General features: G+C 47.4%; 17 protein-coding genes. 10 read left to right on the forward strand and 7 right to left on the reverse strand.

Annotation, left to right across the window (positions count from 1 at the left end; translation table 11 throughout):
* Positions 1-168: 168 nt before the first annotated feature.
* The 3 genes from NYE70_RS19590 to recQ all read right to left on the reverse strand — a co-directional run bounded on the left by NYE70_RS19590 (position 169) and on the right by recQ (position 4,110).
* Complete coding sequence (locus NYE70_RS19590) at positions 169-300, reverse strand: hypothetical protein (protein ID WP_280520396.1); 132 nt, start codon at positions 298-300, stop codon at positions 169-171.
* Between the two features lie 181 nt (positions 301-481).
* Positions 482-2,254: a B12-binding domain-containing radical SAM protein gene (locus NYE70_RS19595; RefSeq protein ID WP_211022026.1), complete on the reverse strand. Its 1,773-nt coding sequence runs from the start codon at positions 2,252-2,254 to the stop codon at positions 482-484.
* An 11-nt stretch (positions 2,255-2,265) separates the two neighbouring features.
* Positions 2,266-4,110 carry a DNA helicase RecQ gene (gene recQ / locus NYE70_RS19600; RefSeq protein WP_211022024.1) on the reverse strand — a complete coding sequence of 615 codons (1,845 nt, stop codon included), beginning with the start codon at positions 4,108-4,110 and terminating at the stop codon, positions 2,266-2,268.
* A gap of 209 nt (positions 4,111-4,319) precedes the next feature.
* Between recQ and NYE70_RS19605 the strand changes: the two genes are divergently transcribed.
* The 5 genes from NYE70_RS19605 to rlmD all read left to right on the forward strand — a co-directional run bounded on the left by NYE70_RS19605 (position 4,320) and on the right by rlmD (position 9,987).
* Positions 4,320-5,993 carry a spore germination protein gene (locus NYE70_RS19605; protein ID WP_341047662.1) on the forward strand — a complete coding sequence of 558 codons (1,674 nt, stop codon included), beginning with the start codon at positions 4,320-4,322 and terminating at the stop codon, positions 5,991-5,993.
* Positions 5,941-7,038: a GerAB/ArcD/ProY family transporter gene (locus NYE70_RS19610; protein ID WP_290406866.1), complete on the forward strand. Its 1,098-nt coding sequence runs from the start codon at positions 5,941-5,943 to the stop codon at positions 7,036-7,038. The genes NYE70_RS19605 and NYE70_RS19610 overlap by 53 nt, the downstream gene beginning before the upstream one ends.
* Positions 7,031-8,242, forward strand: coding sequence for a Ger(x)C family spore germination protein (locus NYE70_RS19615; RefSeq protein ID WP_290406867.1), 1,212 nt, complete (start codon positions 7,031-7,033; stop codon positions 8,240-8,242). The genes NYE70_RS19610 and NYE70_RS19615 overlap by 8 nt, the downstream gene beginning before the upstream one ends.
* A gap of 12 nt (positions 8,243-8,254) precedes the next feature.
* Positions 8,255-8,440 (forward strand): CLC_0170 family protein, encoded by a 186-nt coding sequence (locus NYE70_RS19620; RefSeq protein ID WP_290406868.1) that lies wholly within the window; start codon positions 8,255-8,257, stop codon positions 8,438-8,440.
* 116 nt (positions 8,441-8,556) lie between these two features.
* Positions 8,557-9,987 (forward strand): 23S rRNA (uracil(1939)-C(5))-methyltransferase RlmD, encoded by a 1,431-nt coding sequence (gene rlmD / locus NYE70_RS19625; protein WP_341047665.1) that lies wholly within the window; start codon positions 8,557-8,559, stop codon positions 9,985-9,987.
* Between the two features lie 90 nt (positions 9,988-10,077).
* Here the strand turns inward: rlmD and NYE70_RS19630 are convergent, their stop codons facing one another.
* Positions 10,078-10,710 carry a TetR/AcrR family transcriptional regulator gene (locus NYE70_RS19630; protein ID WP_290406870.1) on the reverse strand — a complete coding sequence of 211 codons (633 nt, stop codon included), beginning with the start codon at positions 10,708-10,710 and terminating at the stop codon, positions 10,078-10,080.
* Positions 10,711-10,767: 57 nt separating this feature from the next.
* Positions 10,768-13,503 (reverse strand): hemoblobin-interacting domain-containing protein, encoded by a 2,736-nt coding sequence (locus NYE70_RS19635; RefSeq protein ID WP_341047666.1) that lies wholly within the window; start codon positions 13,501-13,503, stop codon positions 10,768-10,770.
* A gap of 371 nt (positions 13,504-13,874) precedes the next feature.
* Here NYE70_RS19635 and NYE70_RS19640 point away from each other — a divergent pair, with 371 nt between their 5' ends.
* Complete coding sequence (locus NYE70_RS19640) at positions 13,875-16,952, forward strand: EAL domain-containing protein (protein ID WP_341047668.1); 3,078 nt, start codon at positions 13,875-13,877, stop codon at positions 16,950-16,952.
* A 69-nt stretch (positions 16,953-17,021) separates the two neighbouring features.
* Here NYE70_RS19640 and NYE70_RS19645 read toward each other — a convergent pair whose 3' ends face one another.
* Positions 17,022-17,933, reverse strand: coding sequence for a helix-turn-helix transcriptional regulator (locus tag NYE70_RS19645; RefSeq protein ID WP_211022006.1), 912 nt, complete (start codon positions 17,931-17,933; stop codon positions 17,022-17,024).
* A gap of 103 nt (positions 17,934-18,036) precedes the next feature.
* Between NYE70_RS19645 and NYE70_RS19650 the strand changes: the two genes are divergently transcribed.
* The 3 genes from NYE70_RS19650 (at position 18,037) to NYE70_RS19660 (ending at position 20,199) form a co-directional block, all read left to right on the forward strand.
* Complete coding sequence (locus NYE70_RS19650) at positions 18,037-18,513, forward strand: VOC family protein (RefSeq protein ID WP_341047670.1); 477 nt, start codon at positions 18,037-18,039, stop codon at positions 18,511-18,513.
* The gene (locus NYE70_RS19655; protein WP_341047671.1) at positions 18,500-19,069 is read left to right on the forward strand and encodes a YdeI/OmpD-associated family protein; all 570 of its coding nucleotides are present in this window, start codon (positions 18,500-18,502) and stop codon (positions 19,067-19,069) included. The genes NYE70_RS19650 and NYE70_RS19655 overlap by 14 nt, the downstream gene beginning before the upstream one ends.
* A 548-nt stretch (positions 19,070-19,617) precedes the next feature.
* The gene (locus tag NYE70_RS19660; RefSeq protein ID WP_341047673.1) at positions 19,618-20,199 is read left to right on the forward strand and encodes a 50S ribosomal protein L25; all 582 of its coding nucleotides are present in this window, start codon (positions 19,618-19,620) and stop codon (positions 20,197-20,199) included.
* Positions 20,200-20,259: 60 nt separating this feature from the next.
* Here NYE70_RS19660 and NYE70_RS19665 read toward each other — a convergent pair whose 3' ends face one another.
* Entirely contained in the window at positions 20,260-21,183 is a 924-nt protein-coding gene (locus tag NYE70_RS19665; protein WP_244861633.1) for a GNAT family N-acetyltransferase, read from the reverse strand.
* Between the two features lie 158 nt (positions 21,184-21,341).
* Between NYE70_RS19665 and NYE70_RS19670 the strand changes: the two genes are divergently transcribed.
* On the forward strand, positions 21,342-21,926 hold the full coding sequence (locus tag NYE70_RS19670) for an LOG family protein (RefSeq protein WP_211021999.1): 585 nt from the start codon (positions 21,342-21,344) through the stop codon (positions 21,924-21,926).
* Positions 21,927-21,986: the final 60 nt, after the last annotated feature.

Here is a 21,986-nt window from a genome sequence, read left to right on the forward strand (position 1 = left end):
CGTATGACATTTTCGTTACATCTAATATATTACTATGGAATTCAGTACCCTGTCATTATTCCGGGGACATCTAAGGAAAAATTACCCACATCAAGGAGAAATTTTATGTTTCCATAAATAGAAAGTCCCGCCAAGCCCGAAGGCTAAGCGGGAAATCAGAAATTTATCTTACAATACGAATGCTCTGGAGATGATCACGAGCAAAATGAACAGTACCAGAATGGCACCTGTTGAAGTAAAAATACCGCCTGGGTAACCTCCACCGCCGCATCCAACGTTTCCACCAACTACACCACTCACAGGGATTCCTCCTTTGGTTTAGAGTACACCCTATTCTATTCCAAACCCAGTCGATTGACTGGGCCATTCCAATACATAGGCTTATGCCTGCGCCGGTTGCGCCTGATATTAAGCCATTCCCCGCTTTAACCTGAATGATGTAACAGGATCAGACGACGGCAAAATAGAGAAACTATTCTCCTTACGCTAGAGCCGAAGTAACCGGCATCGTATAGTAGACCGGCTTCTGATGACCGGCATCATCCTGCTGGTACAACACAACTAACAGCGTGCCTTCCTGTCGTTCTTCGAAGTCCGTTTTGCCTTCCAATACATCCGTAAGCGAAAAAGGAAGCTCGTCCAGAACAGCGCATTTTTGCAATTCCCGCTCGCCGAGATCAAGCGCGGCAAACGCCGGAGACACTTCGGCCGGACGCTCGGTTAAAGCCTTGAAATAAGCGGTCCGCCGCGGTTTGTCGATCCTGTCTTCCCACCAGATTTTGCGCGGCTTGTACTTGTGACCCAGGAAATAGTCCAGCTTCATCAGACCGAGCACGATCTCCGGCTGCTTCATACCGCGCCATTCCAGAAACTCATAGAGCCGGGTAAACAAATCCTCCAGCTGATGGCCGATTCGCTGCCATCCCTGTCCTTCCCAGAAATCTCCCAATTCCTGAAAGAAATCGAACGGCGATTCGAACTCCCGGGTAATCAAATACTCCATCGTATTGTCCATCCGGTGGTCGTTCCAATATTTCTCCAGCACATCCTCCAAACGCTTCAGCCGGACGATATCGGAGAAAGGCATAATATCGTTGCCCAGAATTTCATAAGGGGCATGATCCATATAAGTGTAATTGTACTTGGCGGCGTCATTCCTAAGCCCCGTACCGCGCAGCATTTTCAGGAACCCGAGCTGCAATTCTTCAGGACGCATGGCAAATACGTCGTTGAATGTTTTACGGAAGGAAGCGTAATCCTCCTCGGGCAGCCCGGCGATCAGGTCGAGATGCTGATCAATTTTTCCGCTGTTCTTGATTTTCATGACGGTCCTCGTCAGCTTGGTAAAGTTTTGACGTCGCTTAACGAGTTCATTGGTGTTATCGTTTGTCGACTGGACCCCAATTTCGAACCGGAAGATGCCCGGCGGAGCGTTCTCCGCCAAGTAATCCAATACCTCGGGCCGCATGATATCGGCCGTGATTTCAAACTGGAATACGCAGCCGCCGTGATTGTTGATCAGGAACTCGAACATTTCCATAGCGTAGCTGCGGTTGATGTTGAAGGTCCGATCCAGAAATTTGATCGTTTTGGCACCGTGTTCGATCAGATACAGAATATCCGATTTTACCCGTTCAATATCGTAATAACGCACGCCCACCTCAATGCTGGACAGGCAGAACTGGCAATTGAACGGACAGCCCCGGCTTGTCTCAAAGTAGACGATCCGTTTGCCCAGATCCGGAATATCTTCCGGAAACCGGTGCGGCGACGGCAATGTGTCTAGATCGGATTTCGGACGGGCCGGATTAACCCTAACTTCTCCGTCTTTCCGGTAAGCCGCACCGAATACATAATGGAATTTGCGTTCTCCTGACAGCTCCTGCAACAGGTGATGGAACGTCTCTTCACCGTCGCCCATCACGATATAATCAATACTTTTCACCCGCTCCATCCAATATGCCGTGTCATAGGAAACCTCGGGCCCGCCCAACACGATCGCCGTATCGGGCAGCACCTTTTTCAGCATATCGATAACCTTGATCGTCTCTTCGATGTTCCAGATATAACAGGAAAAGCCGATCACGTCCGGCCGCTTCATATATAAATCGGATACGATGTTCAACACCGGATCCTTGATCGTATACTCTGCCAAATCGATATCGAACTCACCGCCGCTATAGGCTTTGAGCAGTCGAATCGCCAGTGAAGTGTGGATATATTTCGCGTTTAATGTAGCTAAAATAACTTTCATCGTTCACAACCCTATTCCATATTTTGAAAAAACTCGAGGAACGGCAAGCCGTATTTGCGGTATTTGACTTCCCCGACACCTTTAATCCGCAGCATTTCGGCCTCGCTTGTCGGGCAGATCATGCTCATTTCGCGCAAGGTCGCATCGTTGAAAATAATGTACGAGGGAACCCGGTCCTTCTCGGCCAAATCACGCCGGATCAGCCGCAATTGCTCGAATACCGTTTCATTAACCGCTGAAGGACCATCGTCGTAAGCGGCGCCCCGCCGGCGGGAACCTCTTGTGCGGGATGCCGCATTGGCTGCGGCCGGCTCCGGCGCACGCATCATGACCTGATGCTGGCCTCGCAGAACATCTCCCGCCAACGGCTGCAGGCGGACAACCGGATATTGCCCTTCGGACAGGGCAAGATATCCTTCCGCGATAAACACGTTGATCAGCTCGGAGATTTCCTTCTCGGTTCTGCGGCGCATCATGCCGTAAGTCGGCAGGCCGTCAAAGCCGTATTGGAGCACCTTTTTGTTCTGGGAGCCCTTAAGCACCGAAGACACCAGGGAAACGCCGAAGCGCTCCCTCATCCGGTGAATGCACGAGAATACGATCTGTGCATCCACGGTCATGTCGACAAGTTCACGCTCGTCCCGGCAGGAGCTGCAAATGCCGCAGGCTTCCCGGTTATGGGCTTCGCCAAAATAATCGAGCATTCCCCAGCGCAGGCAACTCGTGGAATAGCAGTACTCTATCATCTGCTGAAGCTTCCGGTACTCATTGCGCTTGCGGTCTTCATCCTGAGGGTTCTGCTCGATCAGGAATTTTTGCGTCATGATGTCCTGCGGGCTGAACAGCAGAATGCACTCGCTCGGTTCGCCGTCCCGCCCGGCCCGGCCCGCTTCCTGAACATATGCCTCCATATTTTTGGGCATGTTGAAATGGATCACGTAACGCACATTCGATTTATCGATCCCCATTCCGAAAGCGTTGGTCGCAACCATCACCCGGATATCGTCATAGAGGAACGCTTCCTGGCTCTCCTCCCGTTCACGGTCGGACATGCCGGCATGATAGCGCCCTGCCGGTATGCCGTTTTCCCGTAAACGTCCGTACAGATCGTCGACCTCTTTTCGGGTCGCGGCATAGATGATGCCGGGTTGATGCCCGTGCGTTTCCGCGTAATTCATAATGAATTCACGCTTGTTTTCGCCCCGCAGCACCGACATGGCCAGATTATCCCGGCCCAGGCCGGTTACAAAAACGGACGGATCGTTCAGCCGGAGCAGGCGGATCATATCCTCTTTGACTTCCGGCGTCGCGGTCGCCGTAAAGGCCGCCAGAATCGGGCGGCGCGGCAGTCCGTTCACAAAGGGTGAGACGGCGAGATAGCTCGTCCGGAAATCATGTCCCCACTGCGAGACGCAGTGGGCCTCGTCGACGGCCACACAGGAAATTTCAAGCCCGCTCATCTCTTCACGGAACCAATCCAGTTCCAGCCGTTCCGGCGCGACGTAGAGCAGCTTCAAATCGCCTCGCTTAGCGGCGCGGATGCGGTCGTTCACCTCTTTGCCGGACAACGTGCTGTTAATATAAGCGGCCGGAATCCCCATTGCGATGAGCGCATCCACCTGGTCTTTCATCAACGAGATCAACGGGGAGACGACCAGCGTCAACCCGGGCTGCAGCAGCGCCGGGATCTGGTAACAAATCGACTTGCCTCCGCCTGTGGGCATAATGCCAAGCGTATCGGCTCCATCCAGCATGCTGGCGACGATTTTTCGCTGTCCTTCACGGAAATCGGGATACCCGTAATATTTTTGCAGCAGCTGCTGCGCTTGTTCCAGACGGGTGGTTTGAGCATTCATTGAACTAAACTCCTTATATCTTATAGATATTCTAAACTCTCAAGTGTTGCAATTTATTGTACCGGGCCCTGAAACAATGGGCAACTTTTGCGGTTTAATACAGCCAAATTGCACACCGGGTACATAAAGTGCCCGCCTCTTATCCACACTTACTATTATATACTTTAACCCCTTAAGAGAGGGTCCTTATTTTATTGGAGGAATACGCCGTGAAAAAGTGGAGCGAGACCTATCGGGCTTATAAAGATCAAGAGAAGAGCTCTTCCGGTTCCGGGGAAGCCGCCGCTAGTCGGGGCTTCTCCCTTCCTTTGAGCCCCTCGCTTGACGATAATCTGGCCAAGATTGAACAAGCGATCGGCGTCAATGGCGACCTTAGCGTGCGTAATTTTCTCATTGCTAACCGATTCAAGGCGGCTCTTGTTTTCCTGTCCTCGATGACCGACCAGAAGGGCATTCGGGAGAACGTACTAAAGCCGCTTATGCAATGGCAGGAACCCGAAGTTAAAGATGATGAAGAGCCATTAAGGGAGCATCTGCTCGACCGGCTCTGGAATGAAACGATCTATATCAGCGATGGCCAAAAATGCTCCGAAATATCCCGGCTCTTCGATTTGGTCTCTTCCGGCTACGTGGTGCTGCTTCTGGACCAATGCGAACAGTCGATAGCCTTTGCCATGCGCCAGATTGAAAAACGGGGCATCGAACAGCCCCAGACCGAACAAGTAATCCGCGGCGCACGCGAGGGATTCATCGAACTGCTCGACACTAACCTGGCGCTGATCCGGTACCGGCTGCAAACTCCGGACCTCAAGATCGAAACCGGGCCGGTCGGGCAGCGAACCCAATCCCGTGTGGCCGTCTGTTATATTCAAGGCATCACGGATCCGGAGCTCGTGTCGGAGGTGATGCTTCGGATTTCCAAAATCAATTTCGACGGGATCATCGATGCCGGTTACATCGAGCAGTTTATCGAGGATCAGCCGATTTCGCCGTTTCCGCAAATCCAGAATACGGAGCGGCCCGATAAAACCGTCGCCGCCTTGCTGGAAGGCCGCGTCGTCATTATGGTTGACGGATCCTCCTTCGCTTTGATCATTCCGGCCCTGCTCGATCAATTCTTCCAGACCATCGACGACTACTCCGAACGATTCATCATCGGAAGCCTCGTCCGGTTCATAAGGCTGATCGCCCTGTTGTTTTCCTTGTTCTTTCCTTCACTGTACGTTTCCGTAATTTCGTACAACCCCGAGCTATTGCCCACCGATTTTGCCGTGGCGATATCGGGCGGCCGGGCCGGCGTTCCTTTTCCGGCCGTCCTTGAAGTGTTTATTATGGAAGTTTCCATGGAGATTTTGCGTGAAGCAACGATTCGCCTTCCGCAGATGATCGGCGGGGCTTTGTCTATCGTCGGCGTACTCGTCGTCGGCCAAGCCGCCGTATCTGCCGGTCTCGCCAGCCCCATCACTGTCGTAATCGTTGCGCTGACCACGATCGGCTCGTTCGCCACGCCAGCTTATAACGTAGCTATCGCCCTCCGGATGCTCCGCTTTCCACTGATCTTTTTGGCGGGGCTATTCGGCTTATACGGCGTCATGATCGGTGCCGTTTTTATCATAAATCATTTACTCTACCTGGAATCATTCGGAAGGCCGTATCTCTTATCTCTGATTACCGGCATGAGAGAGCGGCTAACCGACACACTATTCAGAGCGCCGTTATGGTGGATGAACCGGCGGCCCTCCCATCTTCACCCGATCGATGCCACCCGGGCGCCTTACAGGAAGACACAGTCCTACATCGATGGCATATTCCAGTCAAAGGGGAATTCCAATGAACAGGAACCAGAAAATCTCAACGACCCAAACCGCAATCGTCGTCGCTAGTACAACATTCGGGGTAGGCGTGCTAAGCTTTCCCAGATCGATGGCCGAAGCCTCAGGAAGCGGCGCCCCTCTGATGGCCTTGTGCGGTCTCGCGGCCGCTCTGATTCCGCTGTGGCTAATCATCTTATTAGGGCTGCGCTTCAAAAGACAGAGCATTTTTGAATATGGGCAATTGCTTATCGGAAAATGGCCTGCCAAAGCGGCAAACCTGCTCCTGTTCCTCTTTTTTGCCGTATCATCCGCCCTATCTTCCCGCCAATTCGGGGATGTCCTGTCCACCGTTGTTTTTCGCAAAACGCCAATTGAGGTGTGCATCATCCTGATTTTATTGACGACCGCATTATCCTGCCGGCGCGACATCGTCAAGTTCAGTTTTATCCATATCTTCTACTTTCCTTTTATCTTTTTTCCGTACCTGCTGCTCATGCTGATTTCTTTGCAAAGAATCGATTTACTGAGTCTGCAGCCGTTGCTCGGTAATGCCCCGATGAAGTTTAACCCCGGCCTCTTTCAAGCGGCTTCCTTGTTTCTTGGGTCTTTTATCGTCACCATCCTAATTCCTTATATGAAAAAGCCCGAATCCGCCCTGAAATCGGGGACTTACGGGATATTCATCAGCGGCGGACTCTATATTCTCATGGTATTCTCGGTCCTCGGCATCTATGGTTCCGAAGAGACTAAGCTGTTGCTCTATCCCACGCTTGAACTGTCCCGTTCCATTTCCCTAGGAGGAGGGGTGCTGGAACGATTTGACGCCATATTTATCATCATCTGGTTCGTTACCGTGTACACCACGCTATATTCCAGCTACTACCTGGCTTCTTTTGCGTTCAGCAAATTGTTTCGATTTGCCGATCAGCGCCTTACCTCTTCGTTTTTGCTACCTGTCTTGCTGGGAATTTCCCTGCTGCCGCAAGACGTATTCCGGGAGCGAAATATCGTCCAGAGCTTGGAATTTAGCGGTTTACTATTTCTGACCTGTTATCCTCTTCTGCTGCTTATCATTTCACTCCTTCGCCGAAAAGGAGGCGTGACCCATGAATAATATTGTCAAAACAGGACTGTTTAGCCTGCTTTTCGTTTGCTGCGGAGTCCTCTTGACGGGATGCTGGGACAGTCTGGAGATCGAAGACAGGGCGCTGGTTCTCGGGTTGGCGATCGACGAGGCTCCACCCGAAACCATGGAAAAGGAAACCAATGTGACCCATGAAAAGGGGGAGCTGCCGAACAAGATGATCCGCATTACTGCGCAAATTGCCGTTCCCGGCCGGGTTCCGCTCGGCCCGAGCAGCGCTACCAGCGGGGAAGGCACCCAAAATTCAGTTTGGGTCGTTCAAGTGGTCGGACACAGTCTGGACGATGCACTGAACAATTTGCAGCAGCAAATCGCAGACCCCAGATATTTGATCCATTTACGCGTTATCGTCATCAGCGAAGCGATCGCAAAACAGGGACTTGATGATCTTAACGATTATCTCCGGCGCAATCCCGAAGTCCGACGCCGGACCTGGCTCCTCGTATCCGATGTGGAAGCCGCAAAAATTATGGACGTTGCCCCGCCGCTGGAGCGCGTCCCCACCCTTTACCTGCTGTCCATGGTTGAGAAGGCCGTGAAGACCGGTAAATTCCCTCTGGATTATTTGGGCGTATTTTGGACTGCGGAGTCCAAATGGGGGCAAGACGGCTATCTCCCCTACATTTCAATCCGAGGAAAAGAAAATATATTGATCAAGGGAATGGCTTATTTCAGCGAAGGCCGGCTAGTCGGAACAACCAGCCCTATCGAAATCGGCGGATTCATGGCGGCCAAAGGAATGGACCCCGGCGGGTACTCCGTTTTGGTCAAAGTCCCGGAGATGGGCTTCGTAATGGTGAAAACCCAGGAGCGGCATACGAACATGAAGGTTGAAATCCAAAACGGAATTCCCAAAGCTTATCTGAATATCAAATTGGAAGGTATGATCTCGGAACATTTCGGGTCGGCTTCGGAGATTGATTCGCCCGACAAGCTGGATCTCGTTGAGAAGACCTTTGCCGAAGATGGTATTAAAATCGTAAATAAGCTGATCCGGGATACCCAGCTCAAACATTCGGACATTCTCGGCATCGGGGAATTCGTCCGTGCACATCAACCGGCTTACTGGAAACAACATGTCCACGATAAACCGGATTGGGAATATATTTACGCAAACATTCCGGTCGAGGTTCGGCTCGATATGAAAATCCGCCGCATCGGACTAAAAAACTAGGGGGAATCCACCATGATCCGGGTCATCGGCTTTGACAGCATCATGTTTCTTGTGTCAGGACTGTTATTGCTGACAGTGGACCGTAAAATTTACAAAACCGAACATAAAAACAAGGAAATAACTTATTCTTCAATCTTCGGATGGATTAATTTGTCTGGCGCACTTGCGTTGTTTCTTGTATTTCTGTGGCTTGGATGACTTTTGTCTTTGACAAGAATTAATCGTAGTCCGGCCGCGGGAATCATGGTGCTTGTCCAGTTTGCGTGGTATAGTTAAGTCGGACAAAACTAACAAAATGGAGAATTTAACATAGTATGAAAAAATCCAAGAACGAAAAGACATATCATTCCAAGCCCAATTCCCGGATCTCCAACCGGCAAACGGCGGAGGAGCTTCGGGCCGGCGATATAATCGTCGTAACGATCAAGCGGCTTGGCATTAACGGCGAAGGGGTCGGCTACTACCGCCGCAAAGCAGTATTTATCCAGGGAGCTTTGCCGGACGAAGTCATCAAGGCCGAGGTCATCCGTGCGGAGCCAAAATATATCACCGCCAAAATCACGGACATCGAGAAGCGTTCCCCCCATCGGGTTGACGCCCCTTGTCCGGTATTCGGCATCTGCGGCGGATGCCAGATTCAGCATCTGTCCTATGAAGGACAAATGGCTGCCAAAGAGGATATTGTCCGAGAAGCCTTCTCCCGGTATGCCGGGTTTCAGGATCTCCGGATGAAGCCGATTCTCGTCATGGATCATCCTTGGGATTACCGCAACAAGGCCCAGCTCCAATTGGGCATGCAGCAGGAAGGCATGATCGCCGGATTGTACGCCATGGATTCGCACCGGCTCATCGATATTACGGGCTGCCCGATCCAGCATCCGAAGGTCAACGAAGCGGTGGACCGGACAAGGAATGTCCTGCAGCGGCTCCAAATCCCGGTGTACCGGGAGAAGAGCAACCAGGGACTGGTGCGGACCATCGTCGTCCGCTGGGGATTCCAGTCCGGCCAGCTGCAGGTGACGCTGGTCACATCAAGCGACAAGCTGCCGCAGCGCGAGCAGCTTGTCAAGGAGCTCAGGCTCGCGATGCCCGAGCTGACAAGCATTGCGATGAACGTCAATCCGAAGAACACGTCGCTCGTGTTCGGCAATAAGACGTTCATCCTGTGGGGCGAGGACAGTATCCAGGAGTCGCTCGGCGACCTGGATTTCACCTTGTCCCCGCGCGCTTTCTTCCAGCTTAATCCGATCCAGACGGTGAAGCTTTACGAATCGGTGCGCGCCGCTGCCAAGCTGACCGGCCGGGAGACGGTGGTCGACGCCTACTGCGGTACAGGAACGATCGGCCTGTGGCTCGCCCCTTACGCGCGCGAGATCCGCGGGATCGAGTCCATCCCCGAGGCCGTGGAGGATGCGAAGGAGAATGCTGCGCGCAACGGGCGCACGAATACGACCTTCTACCAGGGCCAGGCGGAAGACCTGCTTCCGCGCTGGGCAAAGGCCGGCTACGCCCCGGACGTCATCGTCGCCGATCCGCCGCGCACCGGTCTGGACCCACGCTTCCTTGAAGCGGTGCTCCGCACGAAGCCGAAGCGGTTCGTCTACGTGTCTTGCAACCCTTCCACGCTGGCCAAGGACTGCAAAGTATTAACGGACGGCGGCTACGAGGTTGAATGGGTGCAGCCGGTCGATATGTTTCCGCAGACCAGTCATGTGGAGTGCTGTGTCTCGCTGGTAAAGAAGTAACTTTTATAAGAAGCTTAAAAGTACCTGTACAGTCCAAAGCAATAATAAAGACGCAAAGGAATCCTACTCCTTTGCGTCTTTTGCATCTGATTATTCAAGAACAGGGTCCGGTTCATTTCCGTTAATCTTGTTCTCCCTTATTAATCCGTACAAGAAGAGTCTGGTTACTTCTTTGGAGAGCTCTTCCGGCGTCTTTAAGCCCGCCCATAATTTTGTTAATGTAAGGTGTTCAATAACACCCACGATTGCCGTGGCAACAAGGTTAATATCGATAGTAGAATCAAAGTAACCATTTTCCACCTCTACGGCAAGATTTTCTTCAATCCGCTTCGCCATTTGTTCCTTTATTTTAATAGCATCCGCCGAGAGAAAAAAACCGATCCGGGCAACATGTTCATTTTCTTGAAATATCTGAAACACCAAAGCAATATTATGGGTGATTCGTTGCAGCAGGCCTGACCTATCAATTCCGGAAGGGAGTCTGCTTTGTCCAACTCTAGTAAACAATTCAACTTTAAACAAATCGATCAATTCTTGAAAAATTGCATCTTTGCTTTTGAAATACAGATAAAATGTAGGCTGCGTGACATTGGCTTCTTTTACGATTGCGCTGATTTTCGTATCATGGAATCCAAATAAAGAAAATTGTTTTGCTGCGATCTTCAAAAGCAGTTCTCTGCTTTTTTCTCCATCCGCACCGATTTGCCGACCTCTTTTTTTCAAGTTGGAACAACTCCAGTGAAATAAGTATCTCTATCATTACAACTATGCTTATTATAATCAAGATTCTATAATGATTGCTACTCCAACATCTTCATACCAATCGGCTTTGAATAGAAATTGGTGCGTTCCCGGTTTCAGCGAACCGCCTGTAAGATCTATGTCAATCTTTCCGGCAGTCGACTTATTCACCCTGGAACTATGGATGGGGAGCGAGTTACCATTCATATATATTCCGGTAATCCCGTCTCTCCAGACCGCATCGTCCGTAAATGTAAATTGCACGGTGTCAGGTTTCGGAATTGTCCCCGTTAATACCGGCGCCGCTTGCGGTGCGGGCACTTCGATCGTTACTTCAACATCTCCATACCCCTCGGCTTTGATTAGAAACTTGTTCGTTCCCGGTTTCAGCGAACCGCCTGTAAGATCTATGTCGATCTTTCCGGCAGTCGACTTATTCACCCTGGAACTATGGATGGGGAGCGAGTTACCATTCATATATATTCCGGTAATCCCGTCTCTCCAGACCACATCGTCCGTAAATGTAAATTGCACGGTGTCGGGTTTCGGAACTGTGCCCGTTAATACCGGCGCCGCTTGCGGTGCGGGCACTTCGATCGTTACTTCAACATCTCCATACCCCTCGGCTTTGATTAGAAACTTGTTCGTTCCCGGTTTCAGCGAACCGCCTGTAAGATCTATGTCGATCTTTCCGGCAGTCGACTTATTCACCCTGGAACTATGGATGGGGAGCGAGTTACCATTCATATATATTCCGGTAATCCCGTCTCTCCAGACCGCATCGTCCGTAAATGTAAATTGCACGGTGTCAGGTTTCGGAATTGTCCCCGTTAATACCGGCGCCGCTTGCGGTGCGGGCACTTCGATCGTTACTTCAACATCTCCATACCCCTCGGCTTTGATTAGAAACTTGTTCGTTCCCGGTTTCAGCGAACCGCCTGTAAGATCTATGTCGATCTTTCCGGCAGTCGACTTATTCACCCTGGAACTATGGATGGGGAGCGAGTTACCATTCATATATATTCCGGTAATCCCGTCTCTCCAGACCGCATCGTCCGTAAATGTAAATTGCACAGTGTCAGGTTTCGGAATTGTCCCCGTTAAAGCCGGCGCCGCCAAGATTGGATTTAGTAAACCTTGGGCTATTTTAATTGCTTCTAAAAGAGCAGTCTTCTCGACACCATCGGCCAATAAAGCTACTTTAGCAATAGCATCTTCAATAGCTGCCTGGTCTACACCCGCTTTCAACGCTGTTTTTGTACTATCCGTGAATAAAGAAGCGACCGCATTTTGAGCCGCAATTAATTTAGAGTGTTCTCCCGTGCCAGATGACCCATTATTTGCTCCACCACCGCCGGCCGGAGGCTGCACCTCTATATTTGGAACCCCATTAATTCTAACAATTTTATGTTTTACCAACTCATAGTCGTAAAAAATGGATTTCACATTATTTTTCAGTTCAATGCGCACATCTTCAATTTTCGCGTCGGTTCCAAGAGTAATTCTGCTATTCATATTCTCGATGAAAAGTGAATTTATTCTTGCATTTAATCCCGTATTTAAGGAACCCGTTCCAATTCTGACGATAGGGATGATTGTACTTGCGTCTGTCTTGATACTAGCTTCAGCTAAAAGATTTATTTCGTTAGTTTGAGTCCCACCGGTTAATTCAAGAGTAATCCGATCTAAAGGAACTTGAACAAATTGCAGGACTGATTTGTGAAAATGCAATTTGGGAGTTTGGCTACGATTGATATTGATATTCTTATTATTTTTGTCTTTCCGCTTTGATACGATCGTCGAACCTTTTACGACCACATTCTCAAGGTAAAAGTTGTTTTGCGCATCAATTTCAATAACTAAATCCCTTGTTATAGTAGCGTCTTTAATGGATAAATCGTCACCCTTTAAAATCACAGTTGCATCAATAACGGCCCCGTTAGCTGATAAAACTACTTTCGGATTATTTTTTTCATCCTTTAATTGGCCACTTGTGTTTAGAGTCACAGATTCAATACGGCTTATTTTCCCTCCAATAATATGAGCTCTTATTCGTGATTTGTTAAATAAGGGAAGATTATCAGGTGTAATCCAGGCTTTTTGAGCATCCGTTAATACAAAGCTTTCGTTCCCCAGTTGAACAGAATCCGAAGTGATGGTTATCAATTCCGACTCAATGACCCGTTCTGATAAATGTTGGGAGATTTGTTGACAACGGGAAATAAATAAATCCATTTCTCCACGGGTTACTACACCGTTAGGCGAGTAAGTTGTCAGTGAAGTACCTAATGTAATCTTATTTTGGATCAATGGAGTCAAGTAAGGAGCATACCAACTCTTTGAGGATACATCCTCGAAGGGGTTTACTACTAATTCCTCTTTCGAAAACTGATAGGCAACTACGAGAATCTTCGCCATTTCCGCACGGGTAAGAGATTGGTCCGGCTTAAAAGTTCCATCTGAATATCCTTGGAATATTCCGGCACTTACGATAGCAGCAATCGAATTGTAATTTTCGGAGCTTTCATTCACATCTTGAAAATGGGGAGCATTTGGATCTTCCAAGTTGAGCTGCAGAGCTCTGGCTAGAATGACCGCGGCTTGTCCACGACTCAATCTTTCTGATAGGCGGTAATTCCCGTCCGAATAGTCGATCCCCCTCTCGCTTGCTTCAACTGGTTGCTTGGCAACAATCCCACTGAAAGATAGAAAGAAAATGAATGCGATAACAAACATGAATGCTTCCTTTAATCTTAGCCTTTCCCGCAATTTCATAAGGTGAATATCCTCCTTCAGATACATACCTGGCCCTTCTTTAAGCTATTGATCATTCAATAATCAAGCAGAAATAGTTCTTGCCAAGGCAATAATTATATTACTAATGAGTATTATCTTGAAGGATTAAGCTATTGTCAATCGAAATATCTTGCGGCTTTAGCGGATACGTTTGTTTGTTTGGCAACCCTGGACGAAATAGAGCTAACGGAGTCCATTTTCTTGAACGCAATTATTAGGTAAATATACCAAGGAAACTTAGGAAATTAGCACTAATCAAGATTCATATTTTTACCGAAATAGTAGATATGGTCTAATTTATTTAGGTTTCTCTAAGACAGTCACAGTATACGGAAAAGTGAGGGGCCGAAATGTCACTACCTTATGTTTATTCCCTGGCGTTTTTTATTGCTTTTGCCATCTATTTTATGTTGGGGATCTACACCATCTCCCTCAACACGAAAAGCATGCTAAACCGGCTATATTTTGCAGCATGTGTATCCCTTTCCGTATGGGCGTTCAGTTTCTCTATTGCCAATTCAGCGCAGGATTACGAGATGGCTCTATTTTGGCGCAGACTGGCTTCAGTCGGTTGGGGAACGGTATATAGCATACTGCTGAATTTTTATCTTATCCTGACGGAGAGAACTGGAATTCTGAAGAAAAAATGGCCTTATGTATTGCTGTACCTGCCAGCGTTGGTGAACGTTTTTGCTTTTGGTTTTAGTGATACGGCAAGGGAACATTACAAGCTGGTTGAGACTGCGGCGGGCTGGGTTAATGTTTCGGCGAGCGGCTGGGGCGACTTGTATTTCAACCTATACTATATTTTATTTACCATTTCAGGATTGATAATGCTCGGAAATTGGGGCATAAGGACAAGAGACCCGTTAAAGAAAAAGCAGGCATACCTGTTTATGATCTCTTATATCGTAGCTATGGTATTGGGGACGATGACAGATGTGATTCTTAATACATATACTTCATATCCGCTTCCTCAAATGGCGCCGGTTATTGTACTTTTGCCCACCACAGCTATTTTCTACGCCATCAGGCGGTATGGATTATTGGGTCTGGGAAAGAGCGATAGAGTTGAGCCGGGTAAAATATTGAGTGAAGTAAACATGGACAGATTTATAAAAATAATGTCCTTCGTGTGCATCATTGGCGGAATGTTGAATTTCGCTTCACAATATTTTTTCAATCAGCAATTTCCTCATCTCAACATAATTTTATCATTCAGTTTTTTCCTTTTTGCCATAGGCGCTTTATTGACGATCATTAAATTTCTGCCTATTAAGGCGGGCATTAAAGAATACAGCTTCGTTCTTATCATGTTAGTGTCCCTCCTTCTGATCGCGCTTCATTTTATTGATACGGCAAGTATTACAGTATGGGCCACTCCTTTTATTGTTATCATGCTGTCCGTTGTGTTCAACAAGCGGTTTATGATTCTTTGGATAGGTCTTTCCATTCTGGCTACGCAAATTTTCATTTGGGTGAGTGTACCGAAGGCCATCGTTCAGGTGGATGGATCGGATTATATTGCGAGAATCGGCATCCTGGGTATCACCCTTTGGCTGGCTTATTTCGTCAACCGGGTATATATCCAGCGTCTTGAAGAAAATGAAGCTCAGATCAAGTTTCAGAAGATGGTTTCTCAAATTTCGGGGGATTTTGTTAAAGTCACGGAATCAGATCTGGATGAGAAAATCAATGAACTGTTGGAATTGAGCGGGAGACACTTCCAAGTAGATCGGACGGTCTTCATCCGATTAGGTAAAGAGCAAATTAAATATGAATGGTGCAATGAAGGCGTCGAATCCGTGATCGACAGTATACCCGAGTTGACCGGCGAAGCATTTCCCTGGTGGAAGAATGAGATCTTGAAGACGAACCTGTTAAATATTTCGGACGTGGAACAGCTTCCCCCAGAGGCCCGTGGTGAAAAAGAATTATTTTACGCTCGTAATATGAAATCGCTAATGTCCATTACCGTAAGAAATAAAGGTAAAATTCTGGGTATCTTGTTCTTTGTATCCGTTAAGGCGGCAAAAACCTGGGGAAAAAATCATCAGGAGTTGCTAAGGATTCTGGCCAATTTATTGTCAGATGCACTGGTCAAATTGGAAGCCGAAAAAGAAATAAGCTATATGGCGTATTACGACGCTTTGACAGGTTTTCCTAACCATACCTTGTTCAAAAAACATCTCGAACAGACGATCCAAGCAGCTAAGGAAACCGGAGACCTCATTGGTGTTCTTTTCATTGATCTCGATTCTTTCAAAGTCATTAATGACACCCTAGGCCATCTTGGCGGAGATGAGATGCTAAAACAGGTGGCAGGCAGGCTGTCCAGGTGTTTGAGGCCGCATGATATAGTATCGCGTTTTGGAGGGGATGAATTTCTAATCCAGCTTGCCAAAATGGATCGAGTGGAAAACATTATGGAGATCGCAGATACGATCATGAAGTCGATTTCTCAGCCTGTAATGATCAGAGGACAGGAATTCTTCATTACGTCCAGTGCGGGTATCGCAGTATATCCTGCAGATGGCGAAAGTACGGAAGAGTTGATTAAGAATGCCGATCTCGCCATGTACGCTTCGAAAGAAAAAGGAAAGAATCAAACGACCTTATGCTCATCGGCTATGAAAGAGGAAGTACTGCAGCAAACACAACTGACAAACAGTCTGTACAGGGCGCTGGAAAGAAATGAGTTTGTCCTCTACTACCAGCCCCAGGTGAGTGTTGAAACCCGAGAAATCGTAGGTCTTGAAGCTTTGGTCCGTTGGAACAACCCGGAATTAGGAATGATTTCACCGGCTACATTTATACCCTTGGCAGAACATACCGGACTGATTATCCCGATTGGGCAGTGGGTTCTCGAGACGGCATGCCGGCAGAACAAGGAGTGGCAGGCTATGGGGCTGCCGCCTGTACGCATGGCTGTGAATCTCTCTACTGTACAGTTTCAGGATCGGAATCTGCTTAGTATTGTTGACAGAACACTTAGTGAAACAGGCCTTGATTCGAAATATCTGGAATTGGAAATCACTGAAAGTGCTGCAGCGGAAGGAGATAATCATCTTATCCATGCACTTCATAAATTGAAGGGGCTGGGAGTAACGATTTCTGTGGATGATTTCGGATCCGGGTATTCTTCTTTAAGTCGATTAAAGACATTGCCCGTAGATCGGATCAAAATTGACATGCAGTTTGTACGCGGCATCGCAAAAGGGAATAAAGATGAGGCTATAGCAAAGACGATTATTCAGCTGGCTAAAAACCTGAACCTTAATGTGATAGCCGAAGGGGTCGAAACGGAGTCGCAATTCAAGTTTTTTAACAAATACCAGTGTGATGAGATTCAGGGATACTATTTCTATAAACCGATGCCTGCGTCAGAAATAGAGTCCATTTTGATGGGGCTGCCGAAACCTGGTTAAGCACCTGTTCCTGAAAGACACGGAATTGATCTTCCGTGTCTTTTTCTGATTTCCTGATCTCATTCCAATTCAGCCATACTTCTCCACCATTTGATTTAAAAATTTTCGAAAATCTTCAATATACGTTTTAGGCTCTACGATTTCTAAATGGGTACCGAAGCTCGCCAAAAACTGAAACCCGGCACTGTCCTGCGGAACATAGATGGTTACTAAAAGAAGTTCAGAATTGTAATTTTCAATACTCTTTCGACCGTATCTTTCAATGAATTGATCTTTTACGCTGGGCGAAATCAACGCCTTGACCTCGACTAATTGCGGTTGATACCCCGAGGTATGTTCTTGTTCCAATAAATAGTCACGAGGGTTAAATGTCTCCTCATCTACCTGAAGATGATCGATCCGGGATAATTTGAACGTTCTATATTTCTGACGATCCAAACAGAATCCCTTCAAATACCAACTCGACTCGCTAAAATGAAGCTGATAGGGCTCGACAATCCGATTACTTTTCATGCCACTTTTATCTATATAATCAAATGAAATCAACTTGCTTTTTAGTATGGATTCCTGGCAGATCCTCAAGGTTTGAAGAATCTCAGACCTCCCCTCCCAATCGTAAAATGACAGTTCAATTGAACTTTTCAGAGACAACGGGCTTACCATGGATTCTATTTTTTTGATGGTTACTTCCACTTCCTCGCTAATTAGAATTTGTTCCAATCCGCCGAGTGCAGTCAATATATTCTCTAAGTCGGAGCTGCTTAAAAGTCGTTTGTCCACCTTGTATTCATCCATAAGACCGTAGCCCCCATTAACCCCATGGACAGCATAGATGGGGATATTTGATAAGCTCAGAGTTTCCATATCCCGAAGAATCGTTCTTTTGGAAACGTTGAACAGCTGGGTGAATTCTTTGGTTGAAACGATATCCTTTTTCAGCAAGATCATGATTATAGCTATCAATCGCTCGATCTTTTCCAAATAAAACTTCCCCTCTTTTTTGAAGAATTTCACGAATGGTGACCATCGTATGTCACCTATGATGAATTATACTACACTCATCACATGAAGGAGGTTTTACCCTATGTCAGCTGTTACATATTTAAATTTTGACGGAGATGCAGAACAGGCGATTGAATTTTATTCCGAGGCTTTAAGTGCAACAGAAGTTAAAAAGGTGAAATTCAAGGATTTCCCGCAAGATCCAAACTATCCATTGCCGGAAAATGAGCTGGATATGATCATGGAGTCTTCCATAACATTTCCAAGCGGGAAAATGATGATGTCGGATCTGCTACCTTCCATGAAGACGGTAACCGGTGAGTTGGTAAAAGGAAATCATGCGCTTATTAGTCTGATCAATGACAATCAACAAAAACTGGACGAATACTTCAGTAAGCTGTCGGTTGGCGGCCATGTCATCATGCCGTTATCCCATACGCCTTGGTCTTCCTGCTTTGGGATGCTGGTCGATAAATTCGGGGTTTCCTGGAAATTCAATAGTGATGCGGATCAATTTCTGGATAGTGTGATCTCCAACACAAAGGATGAGAATGGATAACTTAATTCCAGCAAAATCAAGAGAAGAATTTAGATGCTGGCTGCAGGACAATAGTAAGACCGCCAAGTCTTGCTGGGTTTTGGTTAGCATGTCCCCCGCCCCTGATAAGTTGTTATATTTGGACGCCGTTGAGGAAGCGTTGTGCTTTGGCTGGATCGATTCTGTGAAAAAGAAAATATCAGAAACTGAACTGGCTCAGAGAATGTCACCCCGAAGTAAGAATTCATCATGGACTGAATTGAATAAGGAACGGGTCCGCCGCCTGGAAAAGCTGGGGCTCATGAGAGATGAAGGAAGAACGGTCCTCCCGGATATGGCTTACGATTCTTTTAGGATTAACGAGGTTATTGAGCAAAGGCTGAAAGAGGAAAAACAAGTCTACGAAAATTTCCTGGCCTTTCCGGATCTTTATAAAAGGGTTCGGATCGATACGATCCAGAGCAATAAAAATCAGCCGGAATTATATCGGAGAAGGCTGGAGAAATTCATAAATAACACCCGAGATAATAAAATGTACGGTCAATGGAATGATTATGGTCGTCTGCTTGATTACTGATCTACTTCGAAAAAGCCCAGATAAAGTTAGTGTCTGGGCTTTTCAGCTTCAGCTAGTAGTAAGTAATACGTCTTATTCTACACTTTTTAAAGACTCTTTCATTACATTTCTGAATTCGATTAACTTGTTCACTTATCCATCTCCTCGTATATCGCCTTTTTTCCAGGAAATACCTTCCCCGCCCTCATGTTTTATTGTAGGCGAATTCAGAAATGACAAAATGGACCTAGGACGGTAATTGCAGCCGGTCTTAAGTCGGGAAGCGATCAGTCCGAGGAAGGATGTATTTTCTCATCGCAAAGTGCTCTTTACTATTGCACAGCATGTTCGACAGAACCTGCTTTCTATGATATGGTAGCTATAAACAAGGCATTTCGTTCCTTCGGAACGAGGTGCCTTCTCGCGTATTTTGCGGGATTTTTACATTAAATGTCTAAAGGCGGTGATGTAATGGTGCTCGTGCTTCCCCTGCTACGGGGGGCGGAATCCGTAGTCGCAAAGACGATAGATTTTGAATGCATGAAATACCATTTCTAAGAGGAGTGTTTATGATGATGAGAACAAGTTTTCAGGTAGAACGGCGCACGCCAACGAATAAGACGGGCTTGAAGCGTCTAAGGGAATCGGGAAGACTTCCCGCTGTCATTTTCGGGCTAGGTGAAGACAATGACATGATCCACCTTTCCGCTAAACAATTTGGAAAGTGGGTAAGAAGCGGCAGCGGCGGTATGGTAGAATTGGACCTTGGCGCACAAGACCAAGTTCTCGTTCTGCTGGAAGGCGTACAGCGGGATCCGGTAACCCAGGAATATATTCATGCGGACTTTCTTCGCGTGGATAAAGATCAACGGGTCCGTACCAAGATCAATATCGAATATGCAGGGATCGCTAAGGGCTCCAAGCTGGGCGGCATCGTTCAAACACAAAGCACGTTCATTGAGATCGAATCCTTACCTGAACTAATTCCAGCGTCGATTCTGGCCGACATAAGTCATCTCGAAATCGGAGACTCTTTGTACGTGCGTGATCTGGAACTACCTGAAGGTGTCCTCCTTATATCTTCCGAAAATGAACTTCTCGTCTCGGTTGTCACCCCTAAGCTTCAGCCGGAAACTGCCGAAGCTATATAACCAATTACGCATTTCAGGGGCTTACCTGCATAGGTAGCCCCTTATTACATATTTCAATATTTAATTCATTTCTATGAAATACCTGATTTCCTCGCTTACCGGGTAAAAACCGACAGATTCATAGAGGGACAACGCCGACTGGTTAGATGTTAAAACCATCAAGTATGTGTTTTTAAGATTGTTGGATTTCAAATACCTCAGAGCCTCAGTAAGCAAATATTTCGCTAGCCCCCGCTTTCGCCAAGGTTCACGAACGAATACGTCCTCAATAACACCGGTATCTTCTTCTTTCCAGGCCATCAACCCTCCGGCTACCGCCCCTTCTTTCCGGACCACCATGGAAGTCCAAAGCGTATTCCCCTTATATTGAGCAAGCCTATCTTTGCCGAGCGGGGTATCCGGCCATACTTCACTCTCGATTTTCAGATATTCATCCTCTTCACTGGGAGCAGCCATGTCCCAACAAGAAAAATCAAACTCCTTATCCAGTTCGAAATCGGAAATCGGTTCCGACAGATTGCGATTCATGCGAAACAAACTGTTCAGATGGATAAAGCCCTTCTCTATGAAAAACGAGCTGTTCTCTTTTTCCGATGCATCATTTCCGAGACATAAATTCGTACCGTATTCCGGCGACAAAGTACTTTTCAATTCATAGGCCCGGTCAACGAGACAAGCGTAGATTTGTTCCAGCAATTCCGCGTCCGTCTCCCGTTCCGGGAGTGTCTTCAGATTGAGATAAATCGAGTGCCTGCTGTCCGGGGAACGTCCGGGCGGGACCGAGTTAATGACGCCTACCTGGCCTTTGGCTACCATTCTGCCGTTTTCAAATGCACAGTACACGTTATTCCAATTCTCTTCATTCCCTACCCACCAAAACACGGCATTGGCTCTAGAACTTACGGCTGTATATAAATCGCCCAGCAGTTGCATATCATCCTGTCTGAAATTTCGAATGGTTCTGCTTATCGCAGAATGGTTCATTACATTACCTCCTACATGCATATCTAGTATTAGATTCAAAATATCATGCTCTCCGAAGTATATAAACGTCTTTTACAATTTACAAAAGAGCCTAGTCCGGTTATTCAACAAGCTTAAGAAGTAGGCTATAATTTTAATGAACTTAAGGAGGCGATGGAATGAAAAGAATAGCCGTATTTTGCGGATCAAGTGCCGGAGCATCTGAAGTTTACGGCCAAGGGGCGGCCGAGCTGGGCAAAGAACTGGCTGCAAGGAAGCTTACTCTTGTTTACGGGGGCTCCAGCGTGGGGTTGATGGGTACTGTTGCCGATACGGTGCTTGCGGAAGGCGGAGAAGCCATCGGCGTGCTGCCGACTTTTTTGGAAAACCGGGAAATTGCTCACAAGAACCTGTCCGAACTATATATCGTGGATTCCATGCACGAAAGAAAGGCCAAGATGGCCGAACTGGCGGATGGCTTCGTGGTTCTGCCAGGAGGAGCGGGCACGATGGACGAATTTTTCGAAATATTCACATGGGCGCAGTTGGGCCTGCATCGCAAGCCCTGCGGACTGCTGAACACGAACCGTTACTACGATCCCCTGATCACCATGATCAATCATATGGCCGACGAGCAGTTCCTTCAGGAAAAGTTCCGTTCCATGACGCTTAGCGACACGACTCCCAAAGGACTGCTGGATCAATTTCTATCTTATGAACCTCCTGCGGTAAAAACGTTTATGACAACCAAGCAACAGGTTTAATCTCAAAATAACTGTACAACCTGACAGATGGCCTGGAATGCCGAAGAGGTATAACATAAT

Origin of the sequence: Paenibacillus sp. FSL R5-0407 (assembly GCF_038009185.1) — a bacterium.
GTDB lineage: Bacteria > Bacillota > Bacilli > Paenibacillales > Paenibacillaceae > Fontibacillus > Fontibacillus vini.